The organism is Streptomyces sp. NPDC102278 (genome assembly GCF_044766345.1).
Lineage (GTDB): Bacteria > Actinomycetota > Actinomycetes > Streptomycetales > Streptomycetaceae > Streptomyces.
The window spans coordinates 99,584-123,363 of sequence record NZ_JBIWLV010000009.1 but is presented as its reverse complement, the minus strand read 5'-3'; the positions used below and the strand labels follow the sequence as shown (position 1 = coordinate 123,363).

The following is a 23,780-nucleotide window of genomic DNA, read 5'->3' as shown; positions in this document are numbered from 1 at the left end:
CCGCGCCGGCGCTTGCGGTGCAGGACCTCCCTGGCGGACAAGGGTGTGTCAGTCCCCGGCCGATGTCACTCCGAAGCTCACGGAGAGGTAGGGTCGTAAGCGGTCGGGGACATCCCATACAGCTCGCCGGCGGACAGGCCGGCGCACCAACGAGGAGATCGGTTCGTGACGATCCGCGTAGGCATCAACGGTTTTGGCCGAATTGGCCGCAACTACTTCCGTGCGCTCCTGGAGCAGGGAGCGGACATCGAGATCGTCGGTGTCAACGACCTGACTGACAACGCCACCCTGGTGCACCTGCTCAAGTACGACACCATCCTGGGCCGCCTCAAGCACGAGGTCTCCCACACCGCCGACACCATCACGGTGGACGGCAACACCTTCAAGACCTTCGCCGAGCGCGACCCCGCGAACCTCCCCTGGGGCGAGCTGGGCGCCGACATCGTCATCGAGTCGACCGGCATCTTCACGAAGAAGGCCGACGCCGCCAAGCACATCGCGGCTGGCGCGAAGAAGGTCCTCATCTCGGCTCCGGCCAAGGACGAGGACATCACGATCGTGATGGGCGTCAACCAGGACAAGTACGACGCGGCCAACCACCACGTCATCTCCAACGCCTCCTGCACCACCAACTGTGTGGCGCCGATGGCCAAGGTCCTCCTGGAGAACTTCGGCATCGTCAAGGGCATGATGACGACGGTCCACGCGTACACGAACGACCAGCGCATCCTGGACTTCCCGCACTCGGACCTGCGTCGCGCCCGCGCCGCCGCCGAGAACATCATCCCGACGACCACCGGTGCCGCCAAGGCCACCGCGCTGGTCATCCCGGAGCTGGCGGGCAAGCTCGACGGCATCGCGATGCGCGTCCCGGTCCCCACCGGTTCCGTGACCGACCTGGTCATCGAGCTGGAGCGCGAGGTCACCAAGGACGAGGTCAACGCCGCGTTCCAGAAGGCCTCCGAGGGTCAGCTCAAGGGCATCCTGGACTACACCGAGGACGCGATCGTCTCCTCCGACATCGTGAACTGGCCGTACTCCTGCACCTTCGACTCCTCCCTGACCATGGTCCAGGGCAAGCAGGTCAAGGTCATCGGCTGGTACGACAACGAGTGGGGCTACTCCAACCGCCTCGTCGACCTGACCGTGTTCGTCGGCGAGCGGCTCTAAGGGTCACCAAGGTTTCAGGGCAAGGCACCACGATGTAGGCACAGGGCTCGGGCAGCGCGATGAAGCGCTGTGCGGGCCCTGTGGCTTGCCTCGTCCCTCTCGCCCCGCACGGGCACAAGGCCCTGCGTGGGGAAAAGGAGCAGAAAGACACATGAAGACGATCGACGAACTTCTCGCCGAGGGCGTCTCCGGCAAGCGGGTCTTCGTCCGGGCCGACCTCAACGTGCCGCTGGCCGAAGGCAAGATCACCGACGACGGCCGCATCCGCGCCGTCCAGCCGACCATCGCGAAGCTCGCCGAGGCCGGCGCCCGCGTGGTCGTGGCCTCGCACCTGGGCCGCCCCAAGGGCGCCCCGGACCCGGCCTTCTCGCTGGCCCCGGCCGCGGTCCGGCTCGGCGAACTGCTCGGCAAGGACGTCGCGTTCGCCACGGACACCGTCGGCGCCTCCGCCAAGGAGACCGTCGCGGCGCTCGCCGACGGCGATGTCGCCCTCATCGAGAACCTGCGCTTCAACGCCGGCGAGACCTCGAAGGACGACGCCGAGCGGGGCGCCTTCGCGGACGAGCTCGCCGAGCTCGCCGACGTCTACGTCGGCGACGGCTTCGGCGCCGTGCACCGCGCGCACGCCTCGGTCGTCGACCTCCCCGCGCGCCTGCCGCACGCGGTCGGCTACCTCATCGCCGCCGAGATCGACGTCCTGAAGAAGCTGACCGCCGACGTCAAGCGTCCGTACGTGGTCATCCTCGGCGGCGCCAAGGTCTCCGACAAGCTCGCCGTCATCGACGAGCTGCTCGGCAAGGCCGACCGCATCCTCATCGGCGGCGGCATGGCGTACACCTTCCTCTACGCCAAGGGCCACGAGGTCGGCATCTCCCTGCTCCAGAAGGACCAGGTGGACGTCGTCAAGGAGTACATGGAGCGCGCCGAGGCCAACGGCGTGGAGCTGGTCCTCCCGGTCGACATCCTCGCCTCCACGGACTTCCCCGACCTCAAGGGCAAGACCCCCGCGAAGTTCATCACCGTCGACGCGGACAAGATCCCCGCCGACCAGGAGGGTCTGGACATCGGTCCCAAGACCCGCGAGCTGTACGCGTCGAAGATCGCCGACGCGGAGACCGTCTTCTGGAACGGTCCCGTGGGCGTCTTCGAGCACCCCGACTACGCCGGCGGCACCCGCGCGATCGCGCAGGCCCTCGTCGACAGCGACGCGTTCACCGTCGTCGGTGGCGGGGACTCCGCCGCCGCCGTGCGCACGCTCGGCTTCGACGAGAACGCTTTCGGCCACATCTCGACCGGTGGCGGCGCCTCCCTCGAATACCTCGAGGGCAAGACGCTCCCCGGCATCGCCGCACTGGAGGCCTGAACCAAGTGACTTCGCGTACCCCGCTGATGGCGGGCAACTGGAAGATGAACCTCAACCACCTCGAGGCCATCGCGCACGTCCAGAAGCTCGCGTTCGCCCTGGCCGACAAGGACTACGACGCCGTCGAGGTCGCGGTGCTGCCGCCCTTCGTCGACCTGCGTTCGGTCCAGACCCTGGTCGACGGCGACAAGCTGAAGATCAAGTACGGCGCCCAGGACATCTCGGCGCACGACTCCGGTGCCTACACCGGCGAGATCTCCGGCCCCATGCTGTCGAAGCTGAAGTGCGCGTTCGTGGCCGTCGGCCACAGCGAGCGCCGCCAGTACCACGGCGAGAACGACGAGATCTGCAACGCCAAGGTCAAGGCCGCCTTCAGGCACGGGATCACACCGATCCTCTGCGTCGGCGAGGGCCTGGACGTCCGCAAGGCCGGCGAGCAGGTCCCGCACACGCTGGCCCAGGTCGACGGCGCACTGAAGGACGTGCCGGCCGAGCAGGTCGAGTCCATCGTGATCGCGTACGAGCCCGTCTGGGCGATCGGCACCGGCGAGGTCGCCACGCCCGAGGACGCGCAGGAGGTCTGCGGCGCGATCCGCGGTCGCCTCGCCGAGCTGTACTCCCAGGAGCTGGCCGACAAGGTCCGCATCCAGTACGGCGGCTCGGTGAAGTCGGGCAACATCGCCGCGATCATGGCGCAGCCCGACGTCGACGGCGCGCTCATCGGCGGCGCCGCGCTGGACGTGGACGAGTTCGTCAAGATCGTCCGGTTCCGCGACCAGTGACCTGTGTGAATATCGCAGCGAGTATGCGGTAGGGCGGATCCGTCGTACCCTTGCGGGGGCCAGGAGGCTGAACCACCAGCCACTGGCCCCCGCGCACATCCCGGAAAAGCCAGAAAGTAGGAATCAGCCGTGATTATGGGGTTCTCGATCGCCCTGATCGTCTTCAGCGCCCTGCTGATGCTGCTCGTGCTGATGCACAAGGGCAAGGGCGGCGGCCTTTCCGACATGTTCGGCGGCGGCATGCAGTCGTCGGTCGGCGGTTCCTCGGTCGCCGAGCGCAACCTGGACCGCATCACCGTCGTGATCGGTCTGCTCTGGTTCGCCTGCATCGTGGCGCTCGGTCTGATGATGAAGTCGACCAGCTGACCGTTCCGGCCATTCCGGCGGTCCGGCGGGCTCCTCCCGGCCTATCATGGGCCTTTGCGGGGGCGGTCCTTCCAGTTCCTGGACGGTCGCCCGGTCTTCCGTGACTCGGGCGCCCGCGGCAGCGGACCTCCCCTCGCACTCCGCGGCACCATCACGCAGGGAGTTACGACCGTGGCAAGTGGCAACGCGATCCGTGGCAGTCGGGTCGGAGCGGGGCCGATGGGCGAGGCCGAGCGCGGTGAATCCGCGCCCCGCCTGCGCATCTCCTTCTGGTGCTCGAACGGGCACGAGACGCAGCCCAGCTTCGCCAGTGACGCGCAGGTGCCGGACACCTGGGACTGCCCGCGCTGCGGGTTCCCGGCCGGTCAGGACCGGGACAACCCGCCGGCCCCACCGCGTACCGAACCGTACAAGACGCACCTGGCGTACGTGCGGGAGCGGCGGACCGATGCCGACGGCGAGGCGATCCTCGCCGAGGCCCTCGCCAAGCTCCGCGGCGAGATCTGAACCGTTCGAACCTCGGCCTCCGGCCGGTTCGCACTCGAGAGTGACTTGGGGCCCGGCCCCGCGGAAGACACGAACCCGCGGGCCGGGCCCCTTTGTGCGCGTTGGCCCCCTTCACATCCCTTAGGTTGGGGCGTGGCGGGGCACAACAGGACGGAAGAAGTGGGTTGATGTCCGAGATGAACGCAGACACCCGTACGAGGCTGAACCGGACACCCGAGTGGCTCGCACTCGGCAAGCACCGGGAAGAGCTGGGGCAGACGCATCTGCGGGAGCTGTTCGAGGCGGATCCGAGCCGGGGCACCGGCTATACCCTGCGGGTCGGCGACCTGTACATCGACTACTCGAAACACCTCGTGACGGACGAGACGCTCGCGTTGCTCCGCGAACTGGCGTCGGCGACCGGCGTGGCCGAGCTGCGCGACGCGATGTTCCGCGGCGAGAAGATCAACACGACCGAGGACCGGGCGGTCCTGCACACCGCCCTGCGCGCCCCGAAGGACGCGGTGATCGAGGTGGACGGCGAGGACGTCGTCCCCGGCGTGCACGCCGTCCTCGACAAGATGGCCGCCTTCTCCGACCAGGTCCGCTCGGGTAAGTGGACCGGTTTCACGGGCAAGCGCATCAAGAACGTCGTCAACATCGGCATCGGAGGCTCCGACCTGGGCCCGGCGATGGCGTACGAGGCACTGCGCGCCTTCGCCGACCGCGGCCTCTCGCTGCGTTTCGTCTCCAACGTGGACGGCGCCGATCTGCACGAGGCGGTAAGGGAGTTCGACCCGGCGGAGACGCTGTTCATCATCGCGTCGAAGACCTTCACCACGATCGAGACCATCACCAACGCCACCTCGGCCCGTGAGTGGCTGCTCGCGGGGCTGGGCGGTGACCAGAGCGCCGTGGCACGGCACTTCGTGGCGCTGTCCACCAACGCCGAGAAGGTCACCGAGTTCGGCATCGACCCGGCCAACATGTTCGAGTTCTGGGACTGGGTCGGCGGGCGCTACTCCTTCGACTCCGCGATCGGCCTCTCGCTGATGATCGCGATCGGCCCGGACGCGTTCGGGGAGATGCTGGGCGGCTTCGCGGCCATGGACCGGCACTTCCGGACCGCGCCGCCGCAGGAGAACGCGCCGCTGCTGCTGGGCCTGTTGGGGGTCTGGTACGGCGGGTTCTTCGACGCGCAGTCGCACGCGGTGCTGCCGTACAGCCACTACCTGTCGAGGTTCCCGGCCTACCTGCAGCAGCTGGACATGGAGTCCAACGGCAAGTCGGTGGACCGGGACGGCAACCCGGTGGACTGGCAGACCGGACCGGTGGTGTGGGGCACGCCCGGCACGAACGGGCAGCACGCGTACTACCAGTTGATCCACCAGGGAACGAAGATGATCCCGGCGGATTTCATCGGGTTCGCCCGGCCGGTGGCGGAACTCTCCGCGCCGCTGAAGGCCCAACACGACCTGCTGATGGCGAACTTCTTCGCGCAGACGCAGGCGCTGGCCTTCGGCAAGACCGCCGAGGAGGTGCGGGCGGAGGGCGTCGACGAGGCGCTGGTCGCCCACAAGACGTTCGCGGGCAACCACCCCACGACGACGATCCTCGCGACCGAGCTGACGCCCGCCGTGCTGGGGCAGCTGATCGCCCTGTACGAGCACAAGGTGTTCGTCCAGGGCGCGGTGTGGAACATCGACTCCTTCGACCAGTGGGGAGTCGAACTCGGCAAGGTGCTCGCCAAGCGGGTGGAGCCGGCGCTGACCGAAGGCGCGGACGTGGAGGGCTTCGACGCCTCGACGCGGGCCCTGATCGCGACGTACCGCTCGCTGCGCGGCCGGGCCTGACCCGGGGCGGGGGTGCGGGGGCCCGGCCTCCGCACCCCCGCCGTTCGGGCGCGGACGGTCAGGCCGAGGCCGGCGGGTACATGTCCGACGGGAGCTTGGCCGCCGCCGCGCGGTCCAGGAGCCACAGGGTGCGGCTGCGACCGTGGGCCGCCGCCGCCGGAGCCTGGACGTCGCCCGCGCCGCCGAGCGCGAGGGCCACCGCGCCCGCCTTGTCCTCCCCGGCCGCCAGCAGCCAGACCTCGCGGGCCGCCCGGATCGCCGGGAGGGTCAGCGAGACCCGGGTCGGCGGCGGCTTCGGGGCGCCGTGCACACCGACCACGGTGCGCTCGGTCTCGCGGGACGCCGGGTGCTCCGGGAACAGCGACGCCACGTGGGTGTCGGGACCGACGCCCAGCATCAGCACGTCGAAGCGGGGGACCGGGCCGTGGTCCTCCGGGCCCGCCGCCTTCGCGAGTTCCGCCGCGTAGGCCGCCGCGGCGGCGTCGACGTCCGCCCCGTACGGGCCGTCCGAGGCCGGCATGACGTGGACGCGCGCCGGATCCACCGGCACCGCGTCCAGGAGGGCCTCACGGGCCTGGACGTGGTTGCGCTCGGGGTCGTCGGCGGGGACGTACCGCTCGTCGCCCCACCACAGGTCCAGCCGGGACCAGTCGATCGCGTCCCGCGCCGGCGCGGCCGCCAGCGCCGCGAGCAGGCCGTTGCCGTTGCGGCCGCCGGTCAGCACCACCGAGGCGCTGCCGCGGGCCGCCTGCGCGTCCACGATCTTCGTGATGAGCCGGGCCGCCGCGGCCTGGGCCATCAGCTCCTTGTCCCGGTGGACGACGACCTGGGGAGTCGTCATACCCATGTGCGTGCCGCCTTCTTGCTCGTTGCTGCGGGGAAATGGCTCGGCCGCCGGCCGGACTCCCTCGCGGGCGTCCGGCCGGCGGCCGTGGTGCGTCACTGCTTGGCCGGGGCCTTCTTGGCCGGAGCCTTGGCGGCCGGCTTCGCCGGCGCCTCGGCCGCGGGGGCCTCGGCCTTGCCGGCGGAACCCTCGGCCTTGCCGGCCGGGGACGCCTTCTTCGCGTCCAGCCGGTCCACGCCGAACTTCAGCGAGGCCTCGTACGTGTTGTCCGGGTCCAGCCGGCGCAGTTCCTCCGCCAGCAGCTCGGCCGTGTCACGGCGCTTGAGCGCCACCGCGCGGTCGGGCTGACCCGGCATGCACAGCGTCGCCAGCGCGCCGTCCGCCCGGTCCAGGACGATGACGCCGTCCGTGGTCTCCAGCCGTACGGCCGTGAGGCCGGGGCCGGCGGAGTGGGTGCGCTTGACCGGTACCCCGAGGCGGTCCGCCAGCCACATGGCCAGCAGCTCACAGCTCGGGTTGTCGTCCTCGCCCTCGACGGTCGCCGAGACGACCGAGACGCGACTCTGCTGGTCGAGCGCCGCGGCCAGCATCGAACGCCACGGGGTGATCCGGGTCCAGGACAGGTCCGTGTCACCCGGCGCGTACGCCTGGGCCCGGCTGCCGAGTGCGGCGATCGGGCTCTCCGAGGCGTACGTGTCCGAGATCCGGCGCTGTCCCAGCGAGCCCAGCGGATCGCCCGCCAGGTTCGCCGGAGCGCCCTCCGGCCACCAGACCACCACGGGGGCGTCGGGCAGCAGGAGCGGGAGAACCACCGACTGGGCGTGGTTGACCAGTTCGCCGTGCATGCGGAGCACGACCGTCTCGCCGGAGCCGGCGTCCGCACCGACACGGACTTCCGCGTCGAGACGGGCGTCGCGGCGACTGCGCGGCGAGCGGCTGACCCGCTTGACCACGACGATGATCCGCGAGGGGTGCTCGTGGGACGCGTCGTTCGCCGACTTGAGCGCGTCGTACGCGTTCTCCTCGTCGGTCACGATCACCAGCGTGAGGACCATGCCGATGGCCGGCGTGCCGATGTCCCGGCGCGCCTGCACCAACGCGGCGTTGATCTTGCTGGAGGTGGTCTCCGTAAGGTCGATCTTCATGGCCGGCGCCAGCTCCGTCCGTCTCGTGCGAGCATCTCGTCCGCCTCGACCGGTCCCCAGGTGCCCGCCGGGTACTGCGCGGGCTTGCCGTGCTTGTCCCAGTACTGCTCGATCGGGTCGAGGATGTTCCAGGAGAGCTCGACCTCCTGGTGACGCGGGAAGAGGTTCGCGTCACCCAGCAGGACGTCGAGGATCAGCCGCTCGTACGCCTCGGGGCTGGACTCCGTGAAGGACTCGCCGTAGGCGAAGTCCATCGTGACGTCCCGCACCTCCATGGAGGTGCCGGGCACCTTGGAGCCGAAGCGCACCGTCACGCCCTCGTCCGGCTGGACCCGGATGACCAGGGCGTTCTGCCCCAGCTCCTCGGTCGCGCCCGACTCGAAGGGGAGGTACGGGGCCCGCTTGAAGACCACCGCGATCTCCGTCACCCGACGGCCCAGGCGCTTGCCGGTCCGCAGGTAGAACGGGACGCCCGCCCAGCGGCGGTTGTTGATCTCCAGCCGGATGGCCGCGTAGGTGTCGGTCTTCGACTTGGGGTCGATGCCGTCCTCTTCGAGGTACCCGACGACCTTCTCGCCGCCCTGCCAGGCGGCCGAGTACTGGCCGCGCACGGTGTGCTTGCCCAGGTCCTCGGGCAGCTCCACGGCGGTCAGCACCTTGAGCTTCTCCGCCACCAGCGCCTTCGGGTGGAAGGAGCCGGGCTCCTCCATCGCGGTGAGCGCGAGCAGCTGGAGCAGGTGGTTCTGGATGACGTCACGGGCGGCGCCGATGCCGTCGTAGTACCCGGCGCGGCCACCGATGCCGATGTCCTCCGCCATGGTGATCTGCACGTGGTCGACGTACGACCGGTTCCAGATCGGCTCGAACATGGTGTTGGCGAACCGGAGCGCCAGGATGTTCTGGACGGTCTCCTTGCCGAGGTAGTGGTCGATCCGGAAGACCTCGTCACGGGGGAAGACCTCGTGGACGACCTTGTTGAGCTCTTCCGCGCTCTTCAGATCGTGGCCGAAGGGCTTCTCGATGACGGCGCGCCGCCACGAGCCCTCCTTCTGCGCCAGACCGTGGTCCTTGAGCTGCTGGACCACCTTGGGGAAGAACTTCGGCGGGACCGAGAGGTAGAAGGCGAAGTTTCCGCCGGTGCCCTGGGCCTTGTCGAGTTCCTCGATCGTGGCCTTGAGCGTCTCGAAGGCCGCGTCGTCGTCGAAGTCGCCCTGGACGAAGCGGCAACCCTGGACGAGCTGTTGCCACACCTCCTCCCGGAAGGGGGTGCGCGAGTGCTCCTTGACCGCGTCGTGCACCTCCTGGGCGAAGTCCTCGTCCTGCCACTCGCGGCGGGCGAACCCGATGAGCGAGAAGCCCGGCGGGAGCAGGCCGCGGTTGGCCAGGTCGTAGACGGCAGGCATCAGCTTCTTGCGCGACAGGTCACCCGTAACGCCGAAAATGACCAGGCCGGACGGCCCCGCGATGCGCGGGAGCCGCCGGTCCTGTGCGTCACGAAGCGGGTTCGCTCCGTTGAGAGACAAGGTGTTCAGGCCTCCGTGGGGGCGAGGCGCTCGAGCTCCGCCTCGGTCGACTTCAGCAGGTCGTTCCAGGACGCCTCGAACTTCTCGACGCCCTCGTCCTCCAGCAGCTGAACGACATCGTCGTACGAGATGCCCAGCTTCGCTACCGCGTCGAGGTCGGCGCGCGCCTGCTCGTAGGTGCCGCGGATGGTGTCGCCGGTGACCTCGCCGTGGTCGGCGGTGGCCTCCATGGTGGCTTCCGGCATGGTGTTCACGGTGCCGGGCGCGACCAGGTCCACCACGTACAGGGTGTCCTTGTAGGCCGGGTCCTTGACGCCGGTCGAGGCCCACAGCGGACGCTGCTTGTTGGCGTGCGCCTTGTCCAGGGCGGCCCAGCGCTCACCGGCGAAGACCTCCTCGAAGGCCTCGTAGGCCAAACGGGCGTTGGCGAGGGCCGCCTTGCCCTTCAGGGCCTTCGCCTCGTCGGTGCCGAGGTCGTCGAGACGCTTGTCGATCTCGGTGTCCACGCGGGACACGAAGAACGAGGCGACCGAGTGGATCTTGGAGAGGTCCAGGCCCGCGGCCTTGGCCTTCTCCAGACCCGCCAGGTACGCCTCCATGACCTCGCGGTAGCGCTCCAGCGAGAAGATCAGCGTGACGTTGACGCTGATGCCCCGGCCGATGACCTCGGTGATCGCCGGCAGGCCGGCCTTGGACGCCGGGATCTTGATGAGCGTGTTCGGGCGGTCCACCAGCCAGGCGAGCTGCTTGGCCTCGGCGACGGTCGCCGTGGTGTTGTGGGCGAGACGGGGGTCGACCTCGATCGAGACCCGGCCGTCCTGACCGTCCGTCGCGTCGAAGACGGGGCGCAGGATGTCGGCGGCGTCGCGGACGTCCGCCGTCGTGATCATGCGGATCGCCTCTTCGACGCTGACCTTGCGGGCGGCGAGCTCCGTGAGCTGCTGCTCGTATCCGTCGCCGCTGCTGATCGCCTTCTGGAAGATCGACGGGTTGGTGGTGACACCGACCACGTGCTGCTGGTCGATGAGCTCGGCGAGGTTGCCGGACGTGATGCGCTTGCGGGACAGGTCGTCCAGCCAGATCGCCACGCCCTCGTCGGAGAGGCGCTTGAGTGCGTCTGTCATGGGAATTGCATCTCCTACTGGTCGTGTACCGGTGTCAGCGCGCGGCGGCGGTGAGGGACTCTTGGGCGGCGGCGGTCACGGCCTCGGCCGTCAGACCGAACTCGCGGAACAGCAGGGCTCCGTCGGCGGAGGCACCGAAGTGCTCCAGCGACACGATCCGACCGGCGTCGCCTACGTAGCGGTGCCAGGTCAGACCGATGCCGGCCTCGACGGCGACGCGCGCCTTGACGGCGGGCGGCAGGACGCTGTCCTTGTACGCCTGGTCCTGCTCCTCGAACCACTCGACGGACGGCATCGAGACCACGCGGGTCGGGATGCCCTCGGCCTGGAGCGCCTCGCGGGCGCCGACGGCGAGCTGGACCTCGGAGCCGGTGCCGATGAGGATCACCTGCGGCTCGCCGCCCTCGGCCTCGAAGAGGACGTACCCGCCCTTGGCGGCGTTCTCGTCCCGCTCGTAGGTGGGCACGCCCTGGCGGGTCAGCGCCAGACCGTGCGGGGCGCCCTTGCCGAACACCTTGGTGTGGCGGCGGAGGATCTCGCGCCAGGCGACGACGGTCTCGTTCGCGTCCGCGGGGCGGACCACGTTCAGGCCGGGGATGGCGCGCAGCGCGGCGATGTGCTCGACCGGCTGGTGGGTCGGGCCGTCCTCGCCGAGGCCGATGGAGTCGTGCGTCCACACGTAGGTGACCGGCACGTGCATCAGCGCGGAGAGGCGGACCGCGTTGCGCATGTAGTCGGAGAACGTGAGGAACGTGCCGCCGTAGACGCGGGTGTGGCCGTGCAGCGCGATGCCGTTCATGGCCGCGGCCATGGCGTGCTCGCGGATCCCGAAGTGGATCGTGCGGCCGTACGGCTGGGCGCCCGGGAGCGGGTTGCCCACCGGCAGGAACGAGGAGTTCTTGTCGATGGTGGTGTTGTTGGAGCCGGCGAGGTCCGCCGAGCCGCCCCACAGCTCCGGGATGACCGCGCCGAGGGCCTCCAGGACCTTGCCGGACGCGGCGCGGGTGGCGACGCCCTTGCCGGTCTCGAAGACGGGGAGCTTCTCCTCCCAGCCCGCGGGCAGCTCGTTGGCGTTGATGCGGTCGAACTCGGCCGCGCGCTCCGGGTTGGAGGTGCGCCAGGCGGAGAAGTCCTTCTCCCACGCGGCCTTGACCTCGCGGCCCCGGTCGAGCGCCTCGCGCGTGTGGGCGAGGACCTCGTCCGCGACGTCGAAGCTCTTCTCCGGGTCGAAGCCCAGGACGCGCTTGGTGGCCGCGACCTCGTCGGCGCCGAGGGCCGAGCCGTGCGCGGCCTCGGTGTTCTGGGCGTGCGGGGCGGGCCAGGCGATGATCGAGCGCATCGCGATGAAGGACGGGCGTTCGGTCTCGGCCTTGGCGGCCTCCAGCGCGGTGAACAGCGCCTTCGGGTCCAGGTCGCCGTTCTCCTGCGGGGCGACGCGCTGGACGTGCCAGCCGTACGCCTCGTAGCGCGCGAGGGTGTCCTCGGAGACGGCCGTCTCCGTGTCGCCCTCGATGGAGATGTGGTTGTCGTCCCACAGCAGCACGAGGTTGCCGAGCTTCTGGTGGCCGGCCAGCGAGGACGCCTCGTGCGAGATGCCCTCCTGGAGGCAGCCGTCGCCGGCGATCGCGTAGATCATGTGGTCGAACGGGGAGGTGCCCGGGGCGGCCTCCGGGTCGAACAGGCCGCGCTCGTAGCGGGCGGCCATGGCCATGCCCACCGCGTTGGCGACGCCCTGGCCGAGCGGGCCGGTGGTCGTCTCGACGCCCTTGGTGTGTCCGTACTCCGGGTGACCGGGGGTCTTGGAACCCCAGGTGCGGAACGCCTCCAGGTCAGCCAGCTCCAGGCCGAAACCGGCCAGGTAGAGCTGGGTGTAGAGGGTCAGGGACGAGTGCCCTGCGGAGAGCACGAAGCGGTCACGCCCAACCCACTCGGGGTCGGCCGGGTCGTGCCGCATGACCTTCTGGAAAAGGGTGTACGCGGCGGGGGCCAGGCTCATCGCCGTACCGGGGTGGCCGTTCCCGACCTTCTGTACCGCGTCGGCGGCCAGGATGCGGGCGGTGTCGACGGCCCGCTGGTCCAGTTCGGTCCACTCGAGCTCTGTGGTGGTCGGCTTGGTGCTCACCGTTTGTCAGGGCTCCTCTCCACATGTCGTTTCCCGGTGACGAACGGTGCACCGGCGCGATTCCGAGCCTACCCCCGCCGGGGCGTGCGGCTATTCGAGTGCCGGTAGTGCGTCGCCTGGTTGGCCACTGGTGTTCACCTGGGCTCCCGCCGATCGGCCCAACACGAGGCGACCCCCGCGCGGGGCGACACAAGAGCAACGTCTAGAGTGGCGTGGTACGCGCAAGCCTTTACCGGACTTTCACGCCTGAAGAGTGCGAGTCGGAGCTTGCTGGATTCTCTCTCAGGGGTGTGCGTGACGGCCGTCGAATCCCGTCCAGCGGCGGTGCTCGGGACGAGCCCCGGTCACCGGCCGTTCGGGGCCAGGGCCATGGCATTCGTGGCTTTGACCAAGCCTCGGATCATCGAACTTCTGCTGATCACCACAGTGCCGGTGATGTTCCTCGCCGAGGGGGGCGTCCCCAGCCTCTGGCTGGTGCTCGTGACCTGCTTCGGCGGTTACCTGTCGGCGGGTGGCGCGAACGCGCTGAACATGTACATCGACCGCGACATCGACGCGTTGATGGACCGCACGGCGCAGCGGCCGCTGGTGACCGGCATGGTGAGCCCGCGCGAGTGCCTGGCCTTCGGCCTCGGCCTCGCGGTGGTGTCCACCCTCTTCTTCGGGCTCCTCGTCAACTGGCTCTCGGCCGCCCTCTCGCTCGGCGCGCTCCTCTTCTACGTCGTGGTCTACACGATGCTGCTGAAGCGGCGCACCGCGCAGAACATCGTCTGGGGCGGCATCGCGGGTTGCATGCCGGTGCTCATCGGCTGGTCCGCGGTGAAGAACGAGGTCTCCTGGGCCGCGATCATCCTGTTCCTCGTCATCTTCTTCTGGACTCCGCCGCACTACTGGCCGTTGTCGATGAAGGTCAAGGACGACTACGCGCGCGCCGGCGTGCCGATGCTGCCGGTCGTGGCGGGCAACAGGGTCGTGGCGCGCCAGATCGTCCTCTACAGCTGGGTGATGGTGGCGGTCTCGCTGCTGTTGACCCCGCTCGGGTACACCGGCTGGTTTTACACGACGGTGGCGCTGGTGGCCGGTGGTTGGTGGCTGTGGGAGGCGCACGCGCTGCACGCGCGGGCCAAGGCGGGAGTGACGGGCGCGAAGCTGAAGGAGATGCGACTGTTCCACTGGTCGATCACCTATGTGTCGCTGCTCTTCGTCGCCGTCGCCGTGGATCCCTTCCTCAAGTGATTACTCGTCGGTAGCATGCGATCCATGGCAGACACCGCAGACACCCCGGTCACCCCGGCCACGCCGGACAAGAAGCAGGACCGCACCGCCGCGAAGCTGGCCCGGCAGATCGGCGCGTTCGCCAAGCAGCACGGCGGCGCCGAGGGCCAGCTGGCCCACATCGGCCAGGCCGGCACCCGGATCGTGCTCGTGGGCACCGACGGCGGCTGGGGCGACCTGGTGGCCCCCACCCACGGCGTGGCCGAGCTGGCCGCCGAGAAGGCCGGACTGACCCTGCACGCGGAGTTCGACGGCGAGTTCGCCGCGCGCGTGCGGACCGGGCCCTACGAGTGGACCCGGATGGCCGGCATCCAGTGGGGCGGTCCCGCCAATCCCGGATTCTGAGGGCTCGGTCAACAGCGCGAGCAACACCTCACACCCCGCTCACCCGTTAGGACGTGTGGAAGCCCCTTCCTCACGTCCGCAACGGGATGACCGGATGATCGAAACGCCGCCCCTGGTGGACCAGTACTGCCACGGAGTGCTCCGCACGGAGCTGGGCCTCGGCACCTTCGAGACCCACCTGATCAGCTCTGCCGGCCCGCCCGCCGCGGGCACCACCTTCTTCGACACCCAGACCGGCTTCGCCGTGCGCCGCTGGTGTCCGCCGCTGCTCGGGCTGGAGCCGCACTGCACGCCCGCCCGCTACCTGGCCCGCCGGCGCGAGCTCGGGGTCGTCGAGGCCGGCAAACGCCTGCTGCGCGGCTCCGGGGTCGCCGCGTACCTGGTCGACACGGGGGTGCCCGCGGACCTCACCGGGCCCAAGGAACTGGCCCTCGCCGGCGACGCCGACGCCTTCGAGATCGTTCGACTGGAGCTGCTGGCCGAGCAGGTCGCCGACACCTCCGGGAGCGTCACCGCCTTCCTCGCCAACCTCGTCGAGGCACTCCAGCACGCAGCCGCCGGCGCCGCGGCCTTCAGCTGCGGGGCCGCCGCCGGATACCCCGCCGTGCTGGCCTTCGCCCCCGAGCCGCCCGGCCCGGGCGAGGTGCACGGGGCGGCCGGGCGGTGGCTCGCCCGCCGGGCCAAGGGCGAGGCCGTACGGGACCCGGTACTCCTGCGGCACCTGCTGTGGAGCGCGGTGGCGTCCGGGCTGCCGATCCAACTGCACACGGGCGCGGGGGAGCCGGCGGAGTACCCGGGGCGGGCCGATCCGGCCCTGCTGACGGACTTCGTACGGGCCACCGCCGGCCTCGGGACCCGGCTGGTCCTGCTCGGCGGCTACCCGTACCACCGTCACGCGGCGCGACTGGCGTCCGCCTTCCCCCACGTGTACGCGGATCTGGGCGCCGTCCTCTCGCAGACCGGGGCGCGGGCGGCGACGGTCCTGGCCGAACTGCTGGAGACCGCCCCCTTCGGGAAGCTGATGTTCTCCAGCGGCGGTCGCCGGCTGCCCGAGCTGCACGCCGTGGGCGCCCTGGTGTTCCGGGAGGCCGTGAACGGGGTGCTCGGCGGCTGGGTCGCCGACGGGTCCTGGGCCCGGCGGGACGCGGACCGGGTCGCGGCCATGATCGCGGCGGGCAACGCCCGCCGCGTCTACCGGCTGGACGAACGCGCCTGAGCGGCCCGGCCCGCGAGGGACCGGGCCGGGTCCCGGGCGGACCGGGTCTCAGACGCCGGCGAGCAGCGGGTCGCCCTGCGCGGGGATCCCGGCCGCGCCGGCCGGCCGCTCGCGCAGGCTCAGCACGATGCGGAGCACCGCGATCCACACCAGGCAGGAGCCCAGCATGTGGGCCGCGACCAGGGCCTCGGGCACTTGGGTGAAGAACTGCACGTAGCCGATGGCGCCCTGGGCGAGCAGGACGACCAGCAGGTCGCGGGCGCGCGCCCGGGTGTCGACGGGGGCGTCGACCACGCGCAGCACCAGCCACATCGCGACGGCGAGCGCGCACACCACCCAGGCGGCGATGGCGTGTACGTGGGCGGTGGCCGCCCAGTCGAACGGCATCCGCTTGATCTCGCTGCTGTCACCCGCGTGCGGACCGGATCCGGTCACCACCGTGCCCGCGGCGATCAGGACCAGGGTGGTGGCGAGCAGCGCCCAGGAGAGCCTGCGCACCGGGGCGGGCACCCGGGGCCGGGCCGGGGAGTCGCCCTCGGCCGCGCGCTGCCAGGTGATCGTCGTCACCGTGATCAGCGAGGTGGCGAGCAGGAAGTGCCCGGCCACGCTGTACGGGTTGAGCCCCGTGAGGACGGTGATGCCGCCGAGCACGGCGTTGCCCATCACGATGGCGAACTGGAGCCAGCCCAGCCGGCTGAGGGAGCGGCGCCACGGCTTGGCCGAGCGGGCGGCGACGATGGCCCAGCCGACGGCGGCGCAGAGCACGTACGTCAGCATGCGGTTGCCGAACTCGATCGCCCCGTGGAAGCCCTGTTCCCGGGTCACGATCAGGCTGTCGTCGGTGCACTTGGGCCAGGTGTCGCAGCCGAGACCGGATCCGGTCAGCCGCACCGCGCCGCCGGTGACGACGATGACCACGCTCATGACGAGCGCGGCGAGCGCGGCCCGCCGGACGGTCCGGGGTGACGGGGTCCAGCGGCCGGCGATGAAGGAGAGAGGGGTCAACACGGCCCCCATCGTATGCCGCCCCTTGTGCAAACTTTCACGAGGGGGTGCCGGCGGCCGAGTCCGGTCCCATGACCAGGCGGAACCGCGCCCCCGCCGGGTCACCCTCCTCGTGCCACCACAACCGGATCCGCCACAGGCCGCTGTCGCCCGGGTACTGCGGCGCATCCATGAAGCCGCGCACCAGCTCGGCCGCCACGTCCTGCGCGGTCCGGTTGCGCACCTCGGTGGCGCCGTGCCACGGACGCTCCTGCACGGTCCACAGCCCGTCCGCCCCCCGCACCTCCACCCGCCACACCGCGAGCCAGGGCGTGACCTCCAACATCGTGCCCACCTGCTCGGCGCCCAGGCCCAGCCGAGCGGCGATCTCGGGCTCGGCGACGCCCTGGATCCGCGCGGCCACCACCGCCTGCGGCAGCAGCCGTTCGGGCAGCAGGCCGCCCGCGCGCAGGCTCACCAGCGAGTCGAAGGACAGGAAGCGCAGGCGCAGCTCCAGTTGCCGACCGATGTGGTCCAGGGCCTCCTCGGCCTCCTGCGCCTCCTCGGCGCCGGGCGCGGCCAGCAGCAGGCGACGGAACCCGGCCTCGGCGTCCACCGCCCAGGCCACCGCGTCCTCGGCGAACCCCAGCTCCGCGAGCCGGTCCCCGAGGAACACCTTGGCCTGCGCCAGGCCCCGGCGGTTGACCGGGTCGTGCTGGTCGAGGGAGGCCCACACCTCGACGGCGGCCCGGGTCAGGTCCCGGGCGCGCTCCCCGGCCGCGCGTTCCATCGGGGTCGGGCCGCTCTCGGCCACCGTCCCCAGCGGATACCGGGGGAGCCGGGCGCCGTCGCTGAGGGGCCAGGACAGCCAGACGCCCTGGTTGATCAGACCCCGGGCGTACCAGCGGGCGTACTCGGGGGCGTGTCCGGCGGCCTGCTGCGCGTGCCGCAGGGCCTCCTCGATCGCCGAGAGAGCCCCGGCCCGGTCCCCGACGGCGAACCGACGGGCCGCGAGGTCGCCCAGCCGCAGCCCCAGCCGGGCCGCACACTCGGCGTCGGTCCGGGCGGGCTCACGGAGCGCGCCGATGAGTTCGGCCAGCAGACGGTCGTCCTCGCCGGGCTCCGCGTGCGCGGCCCCCGACCGGACCCTCGCCCATTGCTCGTCCAGCCGCAGAACGGCCTCCCGCTGTGTCATGCCCGCCCCCCGGCGTCCTCGTCCTGCGTCGCTGATGCGTGGAGGTGGTCATCCTCCTGCCAAGCCAACGCACGGGGGAAGGGATTCACTCCCAGCGGAAGAACCGCGCGGCGGCCCCCAGTCCCAGCACCGCCCAGCCGGCCAGGATCGCGGCGTCGCCCCAGGGCATCGGGGCCCCGTGTCGGAGCACCTCCCGCAGCCCGTCGGACAGGGCCGAGATCGGCAGCAGTTCCAGTACGGAGCGCACCGCGTCCGGGAACCGGTCCAGCGGCACGATCACCCCGCCGCCGACCAGCAGGAGCAGGAAGACGAGGTTGGCGGCGGCCAGGGTCAGCTCTGCCTTGAGCGTGCCCGCCATCAGCAGGCCCAGCCCCGAGAAGGCGGCGGTGCCGAGCAGGATCAGCGCCGCGACCGACAGCGGGTTCCCGTGCGGGGACCAGCCCAGCGCGAGGGCGATCACCGTCAGCAGGGCGATCTGGAGCACCTCGGTGACCAGGACGGACAGCGTCTTGGCGGCCATCAGGGCACGGCGCGGCAACGGGGAGGCCCCGAGCCGCTTGAGGACCCCGTAGCGGCGGTCGAAACCGGTGGCGATGGCCTGCCCCGTGAAGGCGGTGGACATCACCGCGAGGGCGAGGATGCCGGGCGCCAGGAAGTCCACGGCCTTGCCCTCGCCGGTGTCCACGACGTCGACCGCGGAGAAGAGCACGAGGAGCAGCGCCGGAATGATCACGGTCAGCAGCAGCTGTTCCCCGTTGCGCAGCAGCATCCGGGTCTCCAGCGCGGTCTGCGCCCGGATCATGCGGGACAGGGGGGCGGCCCCCGGCTTGGGGGTGAACGTACCGGCGCTCATGCGCGCAGCTCCTTGCCCGTGAGCGTGAGAAAGACGTCTTCCAGCGTGTGCCGCTCGACCGAGAGGCTGTCCGGCATCACCCCGTGCTGCGCGCACCAGGACGCGACGGTGGCCAGCAGTTGCGGGTGCACGTCGCCGGTGACCCGGTAGACGCCGGCGCTGAGCTCGGCGGCCTCGGTGCCGTCGGGCAGCGCCTTCAGCAGGGAGGCCAGGTCGAGGGAGGGGCGGCCGGTGAAGCGCAGGGTGTTCTCGGCGCCGCCCCGGCAGAGCTGCTCGGGGCTGCCGTGGGCGATGACCTTGCCCGCGTCGACGATGGCGACCTCGTCCGCGAGCTGCTCGGCCTCGTCCATGTGGTGGGTGGTCAGGACGACGGTGACCCCGTCGGCGCGCAGTTCCCGGACCAGGTCCCAGGTCGCGCGGCGGGCCTGCGGGTCGAGGCCGGCCGTGGGCTCGTCGAGGAAGACCAGCTCGGGGCGGCCCACGACGGCCATGGCGAGCGAGAGGCGCTGCTGCTGGCCGCCGGAGAGCCGGCGGTAGGTGGTGCGGCCGCATCCGCCGAGTCCGAGGCGCTCCACGACGGTGTCCACGTCGAGGGGGTCCGCGTACAGCCTGGCCATGTGGCGGAGCATCTCGACGGCGCGGGCGCCGGAGTAGACCCCGCCGGACTGGAGCATGACGCCGATCCGCGGACGCAGGGCCTCGGCGTGGGCGATCGGGTCGAGGCCGAGGACGCGGACGGTGCCCGCGTCGGGGTGCCGGTAGCCCTCGCAGGTCTCCACCGTGGTGGTCTTTCCCGCGCCGTTGGGGCCCAGTACCGCGGTGACCGACGCCGTGCGGACGGTGAGGTCCAGTCCGTCCACGGCCGGCCGGTGGGGGAGGGGGCGGTACCGCTTCACCAGTCCGCGGATCTCCACGGCGGGGTCGTTGCTCATGCCGGTGAGTCTACGGAGGGCCGAGGGGGGGCCTCGGCGGCGGGGGCGGCGGGGTCACGGGCGCGGCCGTCCATGATTCCTCGGCCCGCGGGACGCGGTGGAAATCCCCGCTCCCAGGTCGCCCGGGCGGATTTCCCGGCCATCGGATTCGAACACGGCGTCCCGAACCCGGCTCTTTTCGGCCCGGTGATCCTGGATGGCCCAGTCGGTTTCCGTGAACTTTTCCGGCCCTCCGCGCCTACCGCTTCCGGAGCCCTCCCGGGACCGTCCTGGGCGGGGGATTGCTGGTGGGAGCCGTGGGACGGGGCATCGGAGGCGCCCCCGCAGAGTAGGGAATGCAGGCCTCCGAATAACTCTGCGTCGACAAATTAGGTAACCCTTAGTGATGGAGACCACCTGGAGTGGCCTCGGTCACGGCTTGTCGATGCTCGGTTAATTACGCAACAATGGCGTTGTGAAATACGGCGAACGGATGATCGAGACCCCCCAGGGGGAACTCGTGACCGGGGAGCGGTCCACCCGCAACCGGGTCGCGCGCTCCATCCTGGACCACGGTCCGTCCACCGTCGCCGACCTCGCCCAGCGTCTCGGCCTCACCCAGGCCGCCGTCCGTCGTCACCTCGACGCACTCGTCGCCGACGACGTGATCGCACCCCGAGAGCAGCGTGTGTACGGCGCACGCACTCGGGGTCGACCGGCCAAGGTCTTCGCGCTCACCGACTGTGGACGCGACGCCTTCGACCAGTCCTACGACTCGCTCGCCGTCGAGGCCCTGCGCTGGATCGCGCAGTCCGCCGGCGGAGGCGAGCAGGGCGAGGCGGCGGTGGCCGCGTTCGCCCGGGCGAGACTGGCCGCACAGGCGGAGACCTACCGGGAATCCGTCGAGGCGGCCGCCCCCGCGGAACGGACCGAGGCCCTGGCCAAGGCGTTGACCGCGGACGGGTACGCTGCTACGGCCAAGAGCGCTCCCGGTCCGCACAGCGGTGAACAGCTCTGCCAGCACCACTGTCCGGTCGCCCACGTGGCCGAGCAGTTCCCGCAGCTCTGCGAGGCGGAGACCGAGGTCTTCTCCCGCCTGCTCGGGACCCATGTGCAGCGACTCGCCACGATCGCCCACGGCGACGGGGTGTGCACGACGTTCATTCCGCGCAGCGCGGGCGCCGGCGCCAAGGGTGCCGCACAGACCGACACATCAGTATCTGCAAGTACGGCCGGGAGGAACCCCGCATGACCACGGAGACTGCTCACCCTGAGCTCGATGGCCTGGGCACCTACGAATACGGCTGGGCCGACTCCGACGCGGCGGGCGCCGTCGCCAAGCGGGGTCTGTCCGAGGATGTCGTCCGCGACATCTCGGCCAAGAAGTCCGAGCCGGAGTGGATGCTGAACCTCCGGCTCAAGGGCCTGAAGCTGTTCGGCAAGAAGCCCATGCCGAACTGGGGCTCTGACCTCTCGGGCATCGACTTCGACAACATCAAGTACTTCGTGCGTTCGACCGAGAAGCAGGCCGCTTCCTGGGAGGACCTGCCCGAGGACATCAAGAACACGTACGACAAGCTCGGCATCCCGGAGGCGGAGAAGCAGCGCCTCGTCGCCGGTGTCGCCGCCCAGTACGAGTCCGAGGTCGTCTACCACCAGATCCGTGAGGACCTGGAGGAGCAGGGCGTCATCTTCCTCGACACGGACACCGCGCTGAAGGAGCACCCGGAGCTCTTCCAGGAGTACTTCGGCACGGTCATCCCGGTCGGCGACAACAAGTTCGCGTCGCTGAACACCGCCGTGTGGTCGGGCGGCTCGTTCATCTACGTCCCCAAGGGCGTCAAGGTCGACATCCCGCTCCAGGCCTACTTCCGCATCAACACGGAGAACATGGGCCAGTTCGAGCGGACGCTGATCATCGTCGACGAGGACGCCTACGTCCACTACGTCGAGGGCTGCACCGCCCCGATCTACTCCTCGGACTCCCTGCACAGCGCCGTGGTCGAGATCATCGTGAAGAAGGGCGGCCGCTGCCGCTACACGACGATCCAGAACTGGTCGAACAACGTCTACAACCTGGTCACCAAGCGCGCCGTGGCGTACGAGGGCGCGACCATGGAGTGGATCGACGGCAACATCGGTTCCAAGGTCACCATGAAGTACCCGGCCGTCTACCTGATGGGCGAGCACGCCAAGGGCGAGACCCTGTCCATCGCCTTCGCGGGCGAGGGCCAGCACCAGGACGCCGGCTCCAAGATGGTCCACATGGCGCCGAACACCTCCTCGAACATCGTCTCCAAGTCGGTGGCGCGAGGCGGCGGTCGCACGTCCTACCGCGGCCTGGTCGAGATCGGCGAGGGCGCGCACGGCTCCAAGTCCAACGTGCTGTGCGACGCGCTCCTGGTCGACACGATCTCCCGCTCGGACACGTACCCCTACGTGGACGTCCGCGAGGACGACGTGTCCATGGGTCACGAGGCCACCGTCTCCAAGGTCTCCGACGACCAGCTCTTCTACCTGATGAGCCGCGGTCTGACCGAGTTCGAGGCCATGGCCATGATCGTGCGCGGCTTCGTCGAGCCGATCGCGCGCGAGCTGCCCATGGAGTACGCGCTGGAGCTGAACCGGCTGATCGAGCTGCAGATGGAGGGGTCGGTCGGATAGTCCCGACCGCCCGACCGTCCCGCAGACATTCTTTGACGTAGGAAGAGAGCACGAAGACAGCCATGGCTGAGGCTCAGAACATTCCGGCGGGCTCGACCACCGCCGGCGCGATCGCGGTGGCCGCCGAGTCCACCGTCGCCACCCGGATGAGCGCGCCCCCGTCCTTCGACGTGGCGGACTTCCCGGTTCCCAACGGCCGCGAGGAGGAGTGGCGGTTCACCCCGCTCGCCCGCCTCAAGGGCCTGCACGACGGCACCGCGGTCGCCGACGGCACCCTGAAGGCCCAGATCGACGCACCCGAGGTCGTCACGATCGAGTCGGTGGAGCGCGGCGACGCGCGCATCGGCAAGGCCGGCACCCCGGTGGACCGGATCGCCGCGCAGGCGTTCTCGTCCTTCGCGAAGGCCACGGTCGTCACCGTGCCCAAGGAGGCCGTCCTCACCGAGCCCGTGCGCGTCACGCTGCACGGCGAGGGAGGCACCACCTTCGGCCACACGGTCTTCGACGTGAAGGCCTTCGCGGAGGCCGTCGTCGTCATCGACCACACCGGTGACGGCGTGCGCGCCGCCAACGTCGACTTCCTCGTCGGCGACGGCGCCAAGCTCACCGTCGTGTCGGTGCAGGACTGGGACGACACCGCCGTCCACGTCTCCCAGCACAACGCGCTGGTGGGCCGGGACGCGACCTTCAAGTCGATCGTCGTCACCTTCGGCGGCGACCTCGTCCGCCTGCACCCGCGCGTGACCTACGCCGGCCCCGGCGGCGAGGCCGAGCTCTTCGGCCTGTACTTCACGGACGCCGGCCAGCACCAGGAGCACCGTCTCCTGGTCGACCACAGCGCGCCCCACTGCAAGTCGAACGTGGTCTACAAGGGCGCCCTGCAGGGCCAGGACGCCCACGCGGTCTGGATCGGTGACGTGCTCATCGAGAAGACCGCCGAGGGCACCGACACCTACGAGATGAACCGCAACCTCGTCCTCACGGACGGCGCGCGGGTCGACTCGGTGCCGAACCTGGAGATCGAGACCGGCGAGATCGTCGGCGCCGGCCACGCCTCCGCGACCGGCCGCTTCGACGACGAGCAGCTCTTCTACCTGCAGGCCCGCGGCATCCCGGCCGACGAGGCCCGCCGGCTGGTCGTGCGCGGCTTCTTCGCCGAGCTGGTCCAGCAGATCGGTGTCGACGACATCGAGGAGCGCCTGCTCTCCAAGATCGAGACCGAGCTCCAGGGTTCCGTCTGATGAATTACGTCAAGGCCTGTGCGCTGAGCGAGCTGGAGGCGGACACCCCCAAGCGGGTGGAGCTGAACGGCACGCCGGTGTCCATCGTCTCCACCGAGGGGGAGGTGTTCGCGATCAACGACATCTGCTCGCACGCGAACGTGTCCCTCTCGGAGGGCGAGGTCGAGGACTGCATGATCGAGTGCTGGCTGCACGGCTCGGCGTTCGACCTGCGAACCGGCAAGCCGTCCGGCCTGCCCGCGACGCGCCCCGTACCCGTATACCCCGTAAAGATCGAAGGGGACGACGTGCTCGTCTCCCTCACCCAGGAGTCCTGAG

The 23,780-nt window shown here is 70.4% G+C and carries 22 protein-coding genes; 13 read left to right on the top strand and 9 right to left on the bottom strand.

Annotated elements, in window-relative coordinates; genetic code table 11:
• Positions 1-165 precede the first annotated feature (165 nt).
• The 6 genes from gap (at position 166) to pgi (ending at position 6,020) form a co-directional block, all read left to right on the top strand.
• The gene (gap, locus tag ACIRO3_RS22185) at positions 166-1,170 is read left to right on the top strand and encodes a type I glyceraldehyde-3-phosphate dehydrogenase (RefSeq protein WP_361774955.1); all 1,005 of its coding nucleotides are present in this window, start codon (positions 166-168) and stop codon (positions 1,168-1,170) included.
• A 151-nt stretch (positions 1,171-1,321) separates the two neighbouring features.
• Complete coding sequence (locus tag ACIRO3_RS22180) at positions 1,322-2,533, top strand: phosphoglycerate kinase (RefSeq protein WP_361774958.1); 1,212 nt, start codon at positions 1,322-1,324, stop codon at positions 2,531-2,533.
• A gap of 5 nt (positions 2,534-2,538) precedes the next feature.
• On the top strand, positions 2,539-3,315 hold the full coding sequence (tpiA, locus tag ACIRO3_RS22175) for a triose-phosphate isomerase (protein WP_361774961.1): 777 nt from the start codon (positions 2,539-2,541) through the stop codon (positions 3,313-3,315).
• A 135-nt stretch (positions 3,316-3,450) separates the two neighbouring features.
• Positions 3,451-3,681: a preprotein translocase subunit SecG gene (gene secG / locus ACIRO3_RS22170; RefSeq protein WP_351759472.1), complete on the top strand. Its 231-nt coding sequence runs from the start codon at positions 3,451-3,453 to the stop codon at positions 3,679-3,681.
• 171 nt (positions 3,682-3,852) lie between these two features.
• Positions 3,853-4,188, top strand: a complete 336-nt coding sequence (locus tag ACIRO3_RS22165) for an RNA polymerase-binding protein RbpA (protein WP_007263454.1) — start codon at positions 3,853-3,855, stop codon at positions 4,186-4,188.
• A gap of 176 nt (positions 4,189-4,364) precedes the next feature.
• A complete protein-coding gene (pgi, locus tag ACIRO3_RS22160) occupies positions 4,365-6,020 on the top strand; it encodes a glucose-6-phosphate isomerase (protein ID WP_404139624.1) in 1,656 nt (551 codons plus the stop codon).
• A gap of 58 nt (positions 6,021-6,078) precedes the next feature.
• On the opposite strand, the gene pgl is transcribed toward pgi, so the two are convergent.
• From pgl to tkt, 5 genes are all read right to left on the bottom strand, one after another.
• Complete coding sequence (pgl, locus tag ACIRO3_RS22155; protein WP_361774964.1) at positions 6,079-6,861, bottom strand: 6-phosphogluconolactonase; 783 nt, start codon at positions 6,859-6,861, stop codon at positions 6,079-6,081.
• A 98-nt stretch (positions 6,862-6,959) separates the two neighbouring features.
• Positions 6,960-8,009, bottom strand: a complete 1,050-nt coding sequence (gene opcA / locus ACIRO3_RS22150) for a glucose-6-phosphate dehydrogenase assembly protein OpcA (protein ID WP_404139284.1) — start codon at positions 8,007-8,009, stop codon at positions 6,960-6,962.
• Positions 8,006-9,532 carry a glucose-6-phosphate dehydrogenase gene (gene zwf / locus ACIRO3_RS22145; RefSeq protein ID WP_361774970.1) on the bottom strand — a complete coding sequence of 509 codons (1,527 nt, stop codon included), beginning with the start codon at positions 9,530-9,532 and terminating at the stop codon, positions 8,006-8,008. Before zwf ends, opcA begins: the two co-directional genes overlap by 4 nt.
• Positions 9,533-9,537: 5 nt before the next feature.
• Positions 9,538-10,656: a transaldolase gene (tal, locus tag ACIRO3_RS22140; protein ID WP_361774973.1), complete on the bottom strand. Its 1,119-nt coding sequence runs from the start codon at positions 10,654-10,656 to the stop codon at positions 9,538-9,540.
• Between the two features lie 34 nt (positions 10,657-10,690).
• Positions 10,691-12,778 (bottom strand): transketolase, encoded by a 2,088-nt coding sequence (gene tkt / locus ACIRO3_RS22135; RefSeq protein ID WP_404139280.1) that lies wholly within the window; start codon positions 12,776-12,778, stop codon positions 10,691-10,693.
• Positions 12,779-13,072: 294 nt separating this feature from the next.
• Between tkt and ACIRO3_RS22130 the strand changes: the two genes are divergently transcribed.
• The 3 genes from ACIRO3_RS22130 to ACIRO3_RS22120 all read left to right on the top strand — a co-directional run bounded on the left by ACIRO3_RS22130 (position 13,073) and on the right by ACIRO3_RS22120 (position 15,614).
• Positions 13,073-14,014: a heme o synthase gene (locus tag ACIRO3_RS22130; protein ID WP_361774979.1), complete on the top strand. Its 942-nt coding sequence runs from the start codon at positions 13,073-13,075 to the stop codon at positions 14,012-14,014.
• 24 nt (positions 14,015-14,038) lie between these two features.
• Positions 14,039-14,398 (top strand): hypothetical protein, encoded by a 360-nt coding sequence (locus ACIRO3_RS22125; protein ID WP_361774982.1) that lies wholly within the window; start codon positions 14,039-14,041, stop codon positions 14,396-14,398.
• 94 nt (positions 14,399-14,492) lie between these two features.
• Positions 14,493-15,614, top strand: a complete 1,122-nt coding sequence (locus ACIRO3_RS22120; protein WP_404139277.1) for an amidohydrolase family protein — start codon at positions 14,493-14,495, stop codon at positions 15,612-15,614.
• Between the two features lie 48 nt (positions 15,615-15,662).
• On the opposite strand, the gene ACIRO3_RS22115 is transcribed toward ACIRO3_RS22120, so the two are convergent.
• The 4 genes from ACIRO3_RS22115 to ACIRO3_RS22100 form a co-directional block, all read right to left on the bottom strand.
• A complete protein-coding gene (locus ACIRO3_RS22115; RefSeq protein WP_404139274.1) occupies positions 15,663-16,631 on the bottom strand; it encodes a heme A synthase in 969 nt (322 codons plus the stop codon).
• A gap of 25 nt (positions 16,632-16,656) precedes the next feature.
• A complete protein-coding gene (locus ACIRO3_RS22110) occupies positions 16,657-17,793 on the bottom strand; it encodes a hypothetical protein (protein WP_404139271.1) in 1,137 nt (378 codons plus the stop codon).
• 85 nt (positions 17,794-17,878) lie between these two features.
• A complete protein-coding gene (locus ACIRO3_RS22105; protein WP_361774994.1) occupies positions 17,879-18,646 on the bottom strand; it encodes an ABC transporter permease in 768 nt (255 codons plus the stop codon).
• Positions 18,643-19,578 (bottom strand): ABC transporter ATP-binding protein, encoded by a 936-nt coding sequence (locus tag ACIRO3_RS22100; protein ID WP_404139269.1) that lies wholly within the window; start codon positions 19,576-19,578, stop codon positions 18,643-18,645. The genes ACIRO3_RS22105 and ACIRO3_RS22100 overlap by 4 nt, the downstream gene beginning before the upstream one ends.
• Positions 19,579-20,050: 472 nt before the next feature.
• Here ACIRO3_RS22100 and ACIRO3_RS22095 point away from each other — a divergent pair, with 472 nt between their 5' ends.
• The 4 genes from ACIRO3_RS22095 (at position 20,051) to ACIRO3_RS22080 (ending at position 23,779) form a co-directional block, all read left to right on the top strand.
• On the top strand, positions 20,051-20,809 hold the full coding sequence (locus ACIRO3_RS22095) for a winged helix-turn-helix transcriptional regulator (RefSeq protein ID WP_361775000.1): 759 nt from the start codon (positions 20,051-20,053) through the stop codon (positions 20,807-20,809).
• A complete protein-coding gene (gene sufB, locus ACIRO3_RS22090; RefSeq protein ID WP_267796546.1) occupies positions 20,806-22,221 on the top strand; it encodes a Fe-S cluster assembly protein SufB in 1,416 nt (471 codons plus the stop codon). Before ACIRO3_RS22095 ends, sufB begins: the two co-directional genes overlap by 4 nt.
• Before the next feature lie 62 nt (positions 22,222-22,283).
• Entirely contained in the window at positions 22,284-23,462 is a 1,179-nt protein-coding gene (gene sufD, locus ACIRO3_RS22085) for a Fe-S cluster assembly protein SufD (RefSeq protein WP_351759440.1), read from the top strand.
• Positions 23,462-23,779: a bifunctional 3-phenylpropionate/cinnamic acid dioxygenase ferredoxin subunit gene (locus ACIRO3_RS22080; protein ID WP_361775007.1), complete on the top strand. Its 318-nt coding sequence runs from the start codon at positions 23,462-23,464 to the stop codon at positions 23,777-23,779. The genes sufD and ACIRO3_RS22080 overlap by 1 nt, the downstream gene beginning before the upstream one ends.
• Position 23,780: the final 1 nt, after the last annotated feature.

Bases quoted from the DNA above. Each gene is read 5' to 3' on its own strand.
- ACIRO3_RS22180 (WP_361774958.1), top strand. From the start codon at position 1,322: ATGAAGACGATCGACGAACTTCTCGCCGAGGGCGTCTCCGGCAAGCGG.
- secG (WP_351759472.1), top strand. From the start codon at position 3,451: ATGGGGTTCTCGATCGCCCTGATCGTCTTCAGCGCCCTGCTGATGCTG.
- pgi (WP_404139624.1), top strand. From the start codon at position 4,365: ATGAACGCAGACACCCGTACGAGGCTGAACCGGACACCCGAGTGGCTC.
- pgl (WP_361774964.1), bottom strand. From the start codon at position 6,861: ATGACGACTCCCCAGGTCGTCGTCCACCGGGACAAGGAGCTGATGGCC.
- opcA (WP_404139284.1), bottom strand. From the start codon at position 8,009: ATGAAGATCGACCTTACGGAGACCACCTCCAGCAAGATCAACGCCGCG.
- tal (WP_361774973.1), bottom strand. From the start codon at position 10,656: ATGACAGACGCACTCAAGCGCCTCTCCGACGAGGGCGTGGCGATCTGG.
- ACIRO3_RS22125 (WP_361774982.1), top strand. From the start codon at position 14,039: ATGGCAGACACCGCAGACACCCCGGTCACCCCGGCCACGCCGGACAAG.
- ACIRO3_RS22120 (WP_404139277.1), top strand. From the start codon at position 14,493: ATGATCGAAACGCCGCCCCTGGTGGACCAGTACTGCCACGGAGTGCTC.
- ACIRO3_RS22115 (WP_404139274.1), bottom strand. From the start codon at position 16,631: ATGGGGGCCGTGTTGACCCCTCTCTCCTTCATCGCCGGCCGCTGGACC.
- ACIRO3_RS22110 (WP_404139271.1), bottom strand. From the start codon at position 17,793: ATGACACAGCGGGAGGCCGTTCTGCGGCTGGACGAGCAATGGGCGAGG.
- ACIRO3_RS22105 (WP_361774994.1), bottom strand. From the start codon at position 18,646: ATGAGCGCCGGTACGTTCACCCCCAAGCCGGGGGCCGCCCCCCTGTCC.
- ACIRO3_RS22100 (WP_404139269.1), bottom strand. From the start codon at position 19,578: ATGAGCAACGACCCCGCCGTGGAGATCCGCGGACTGGTGAAGCGGTAC.
- ACIRO3_RS22095 (WP_361775000.1), top strand. From the start codon at position 20,051: ATGATCGAGACCCCCCAGGGGGAACTCGTGACCGGGGAGCGGTCCACC.
- sufB (WP_267796546.1), top strand. From the start codon at position 20,806: ATGACCACGGAGACTGCTCACCCTGAGCTCGATGGCCTGGGCACCTAC.
- sufD (WP_351759440.1), top strand. From the start codon at position 22,284: ATGGCTGAGGCTCAGAACATTCCGGCGGGCTCGACCACCGCCGGCGCG.
- ACIRO3_RS22080 (WP_361775007.1), top strand. From the start codon at position 23,462: ATGAATTACGTCAAGGCCTGTGCGCTGAGCGAGCTGGAGGCGGACACC.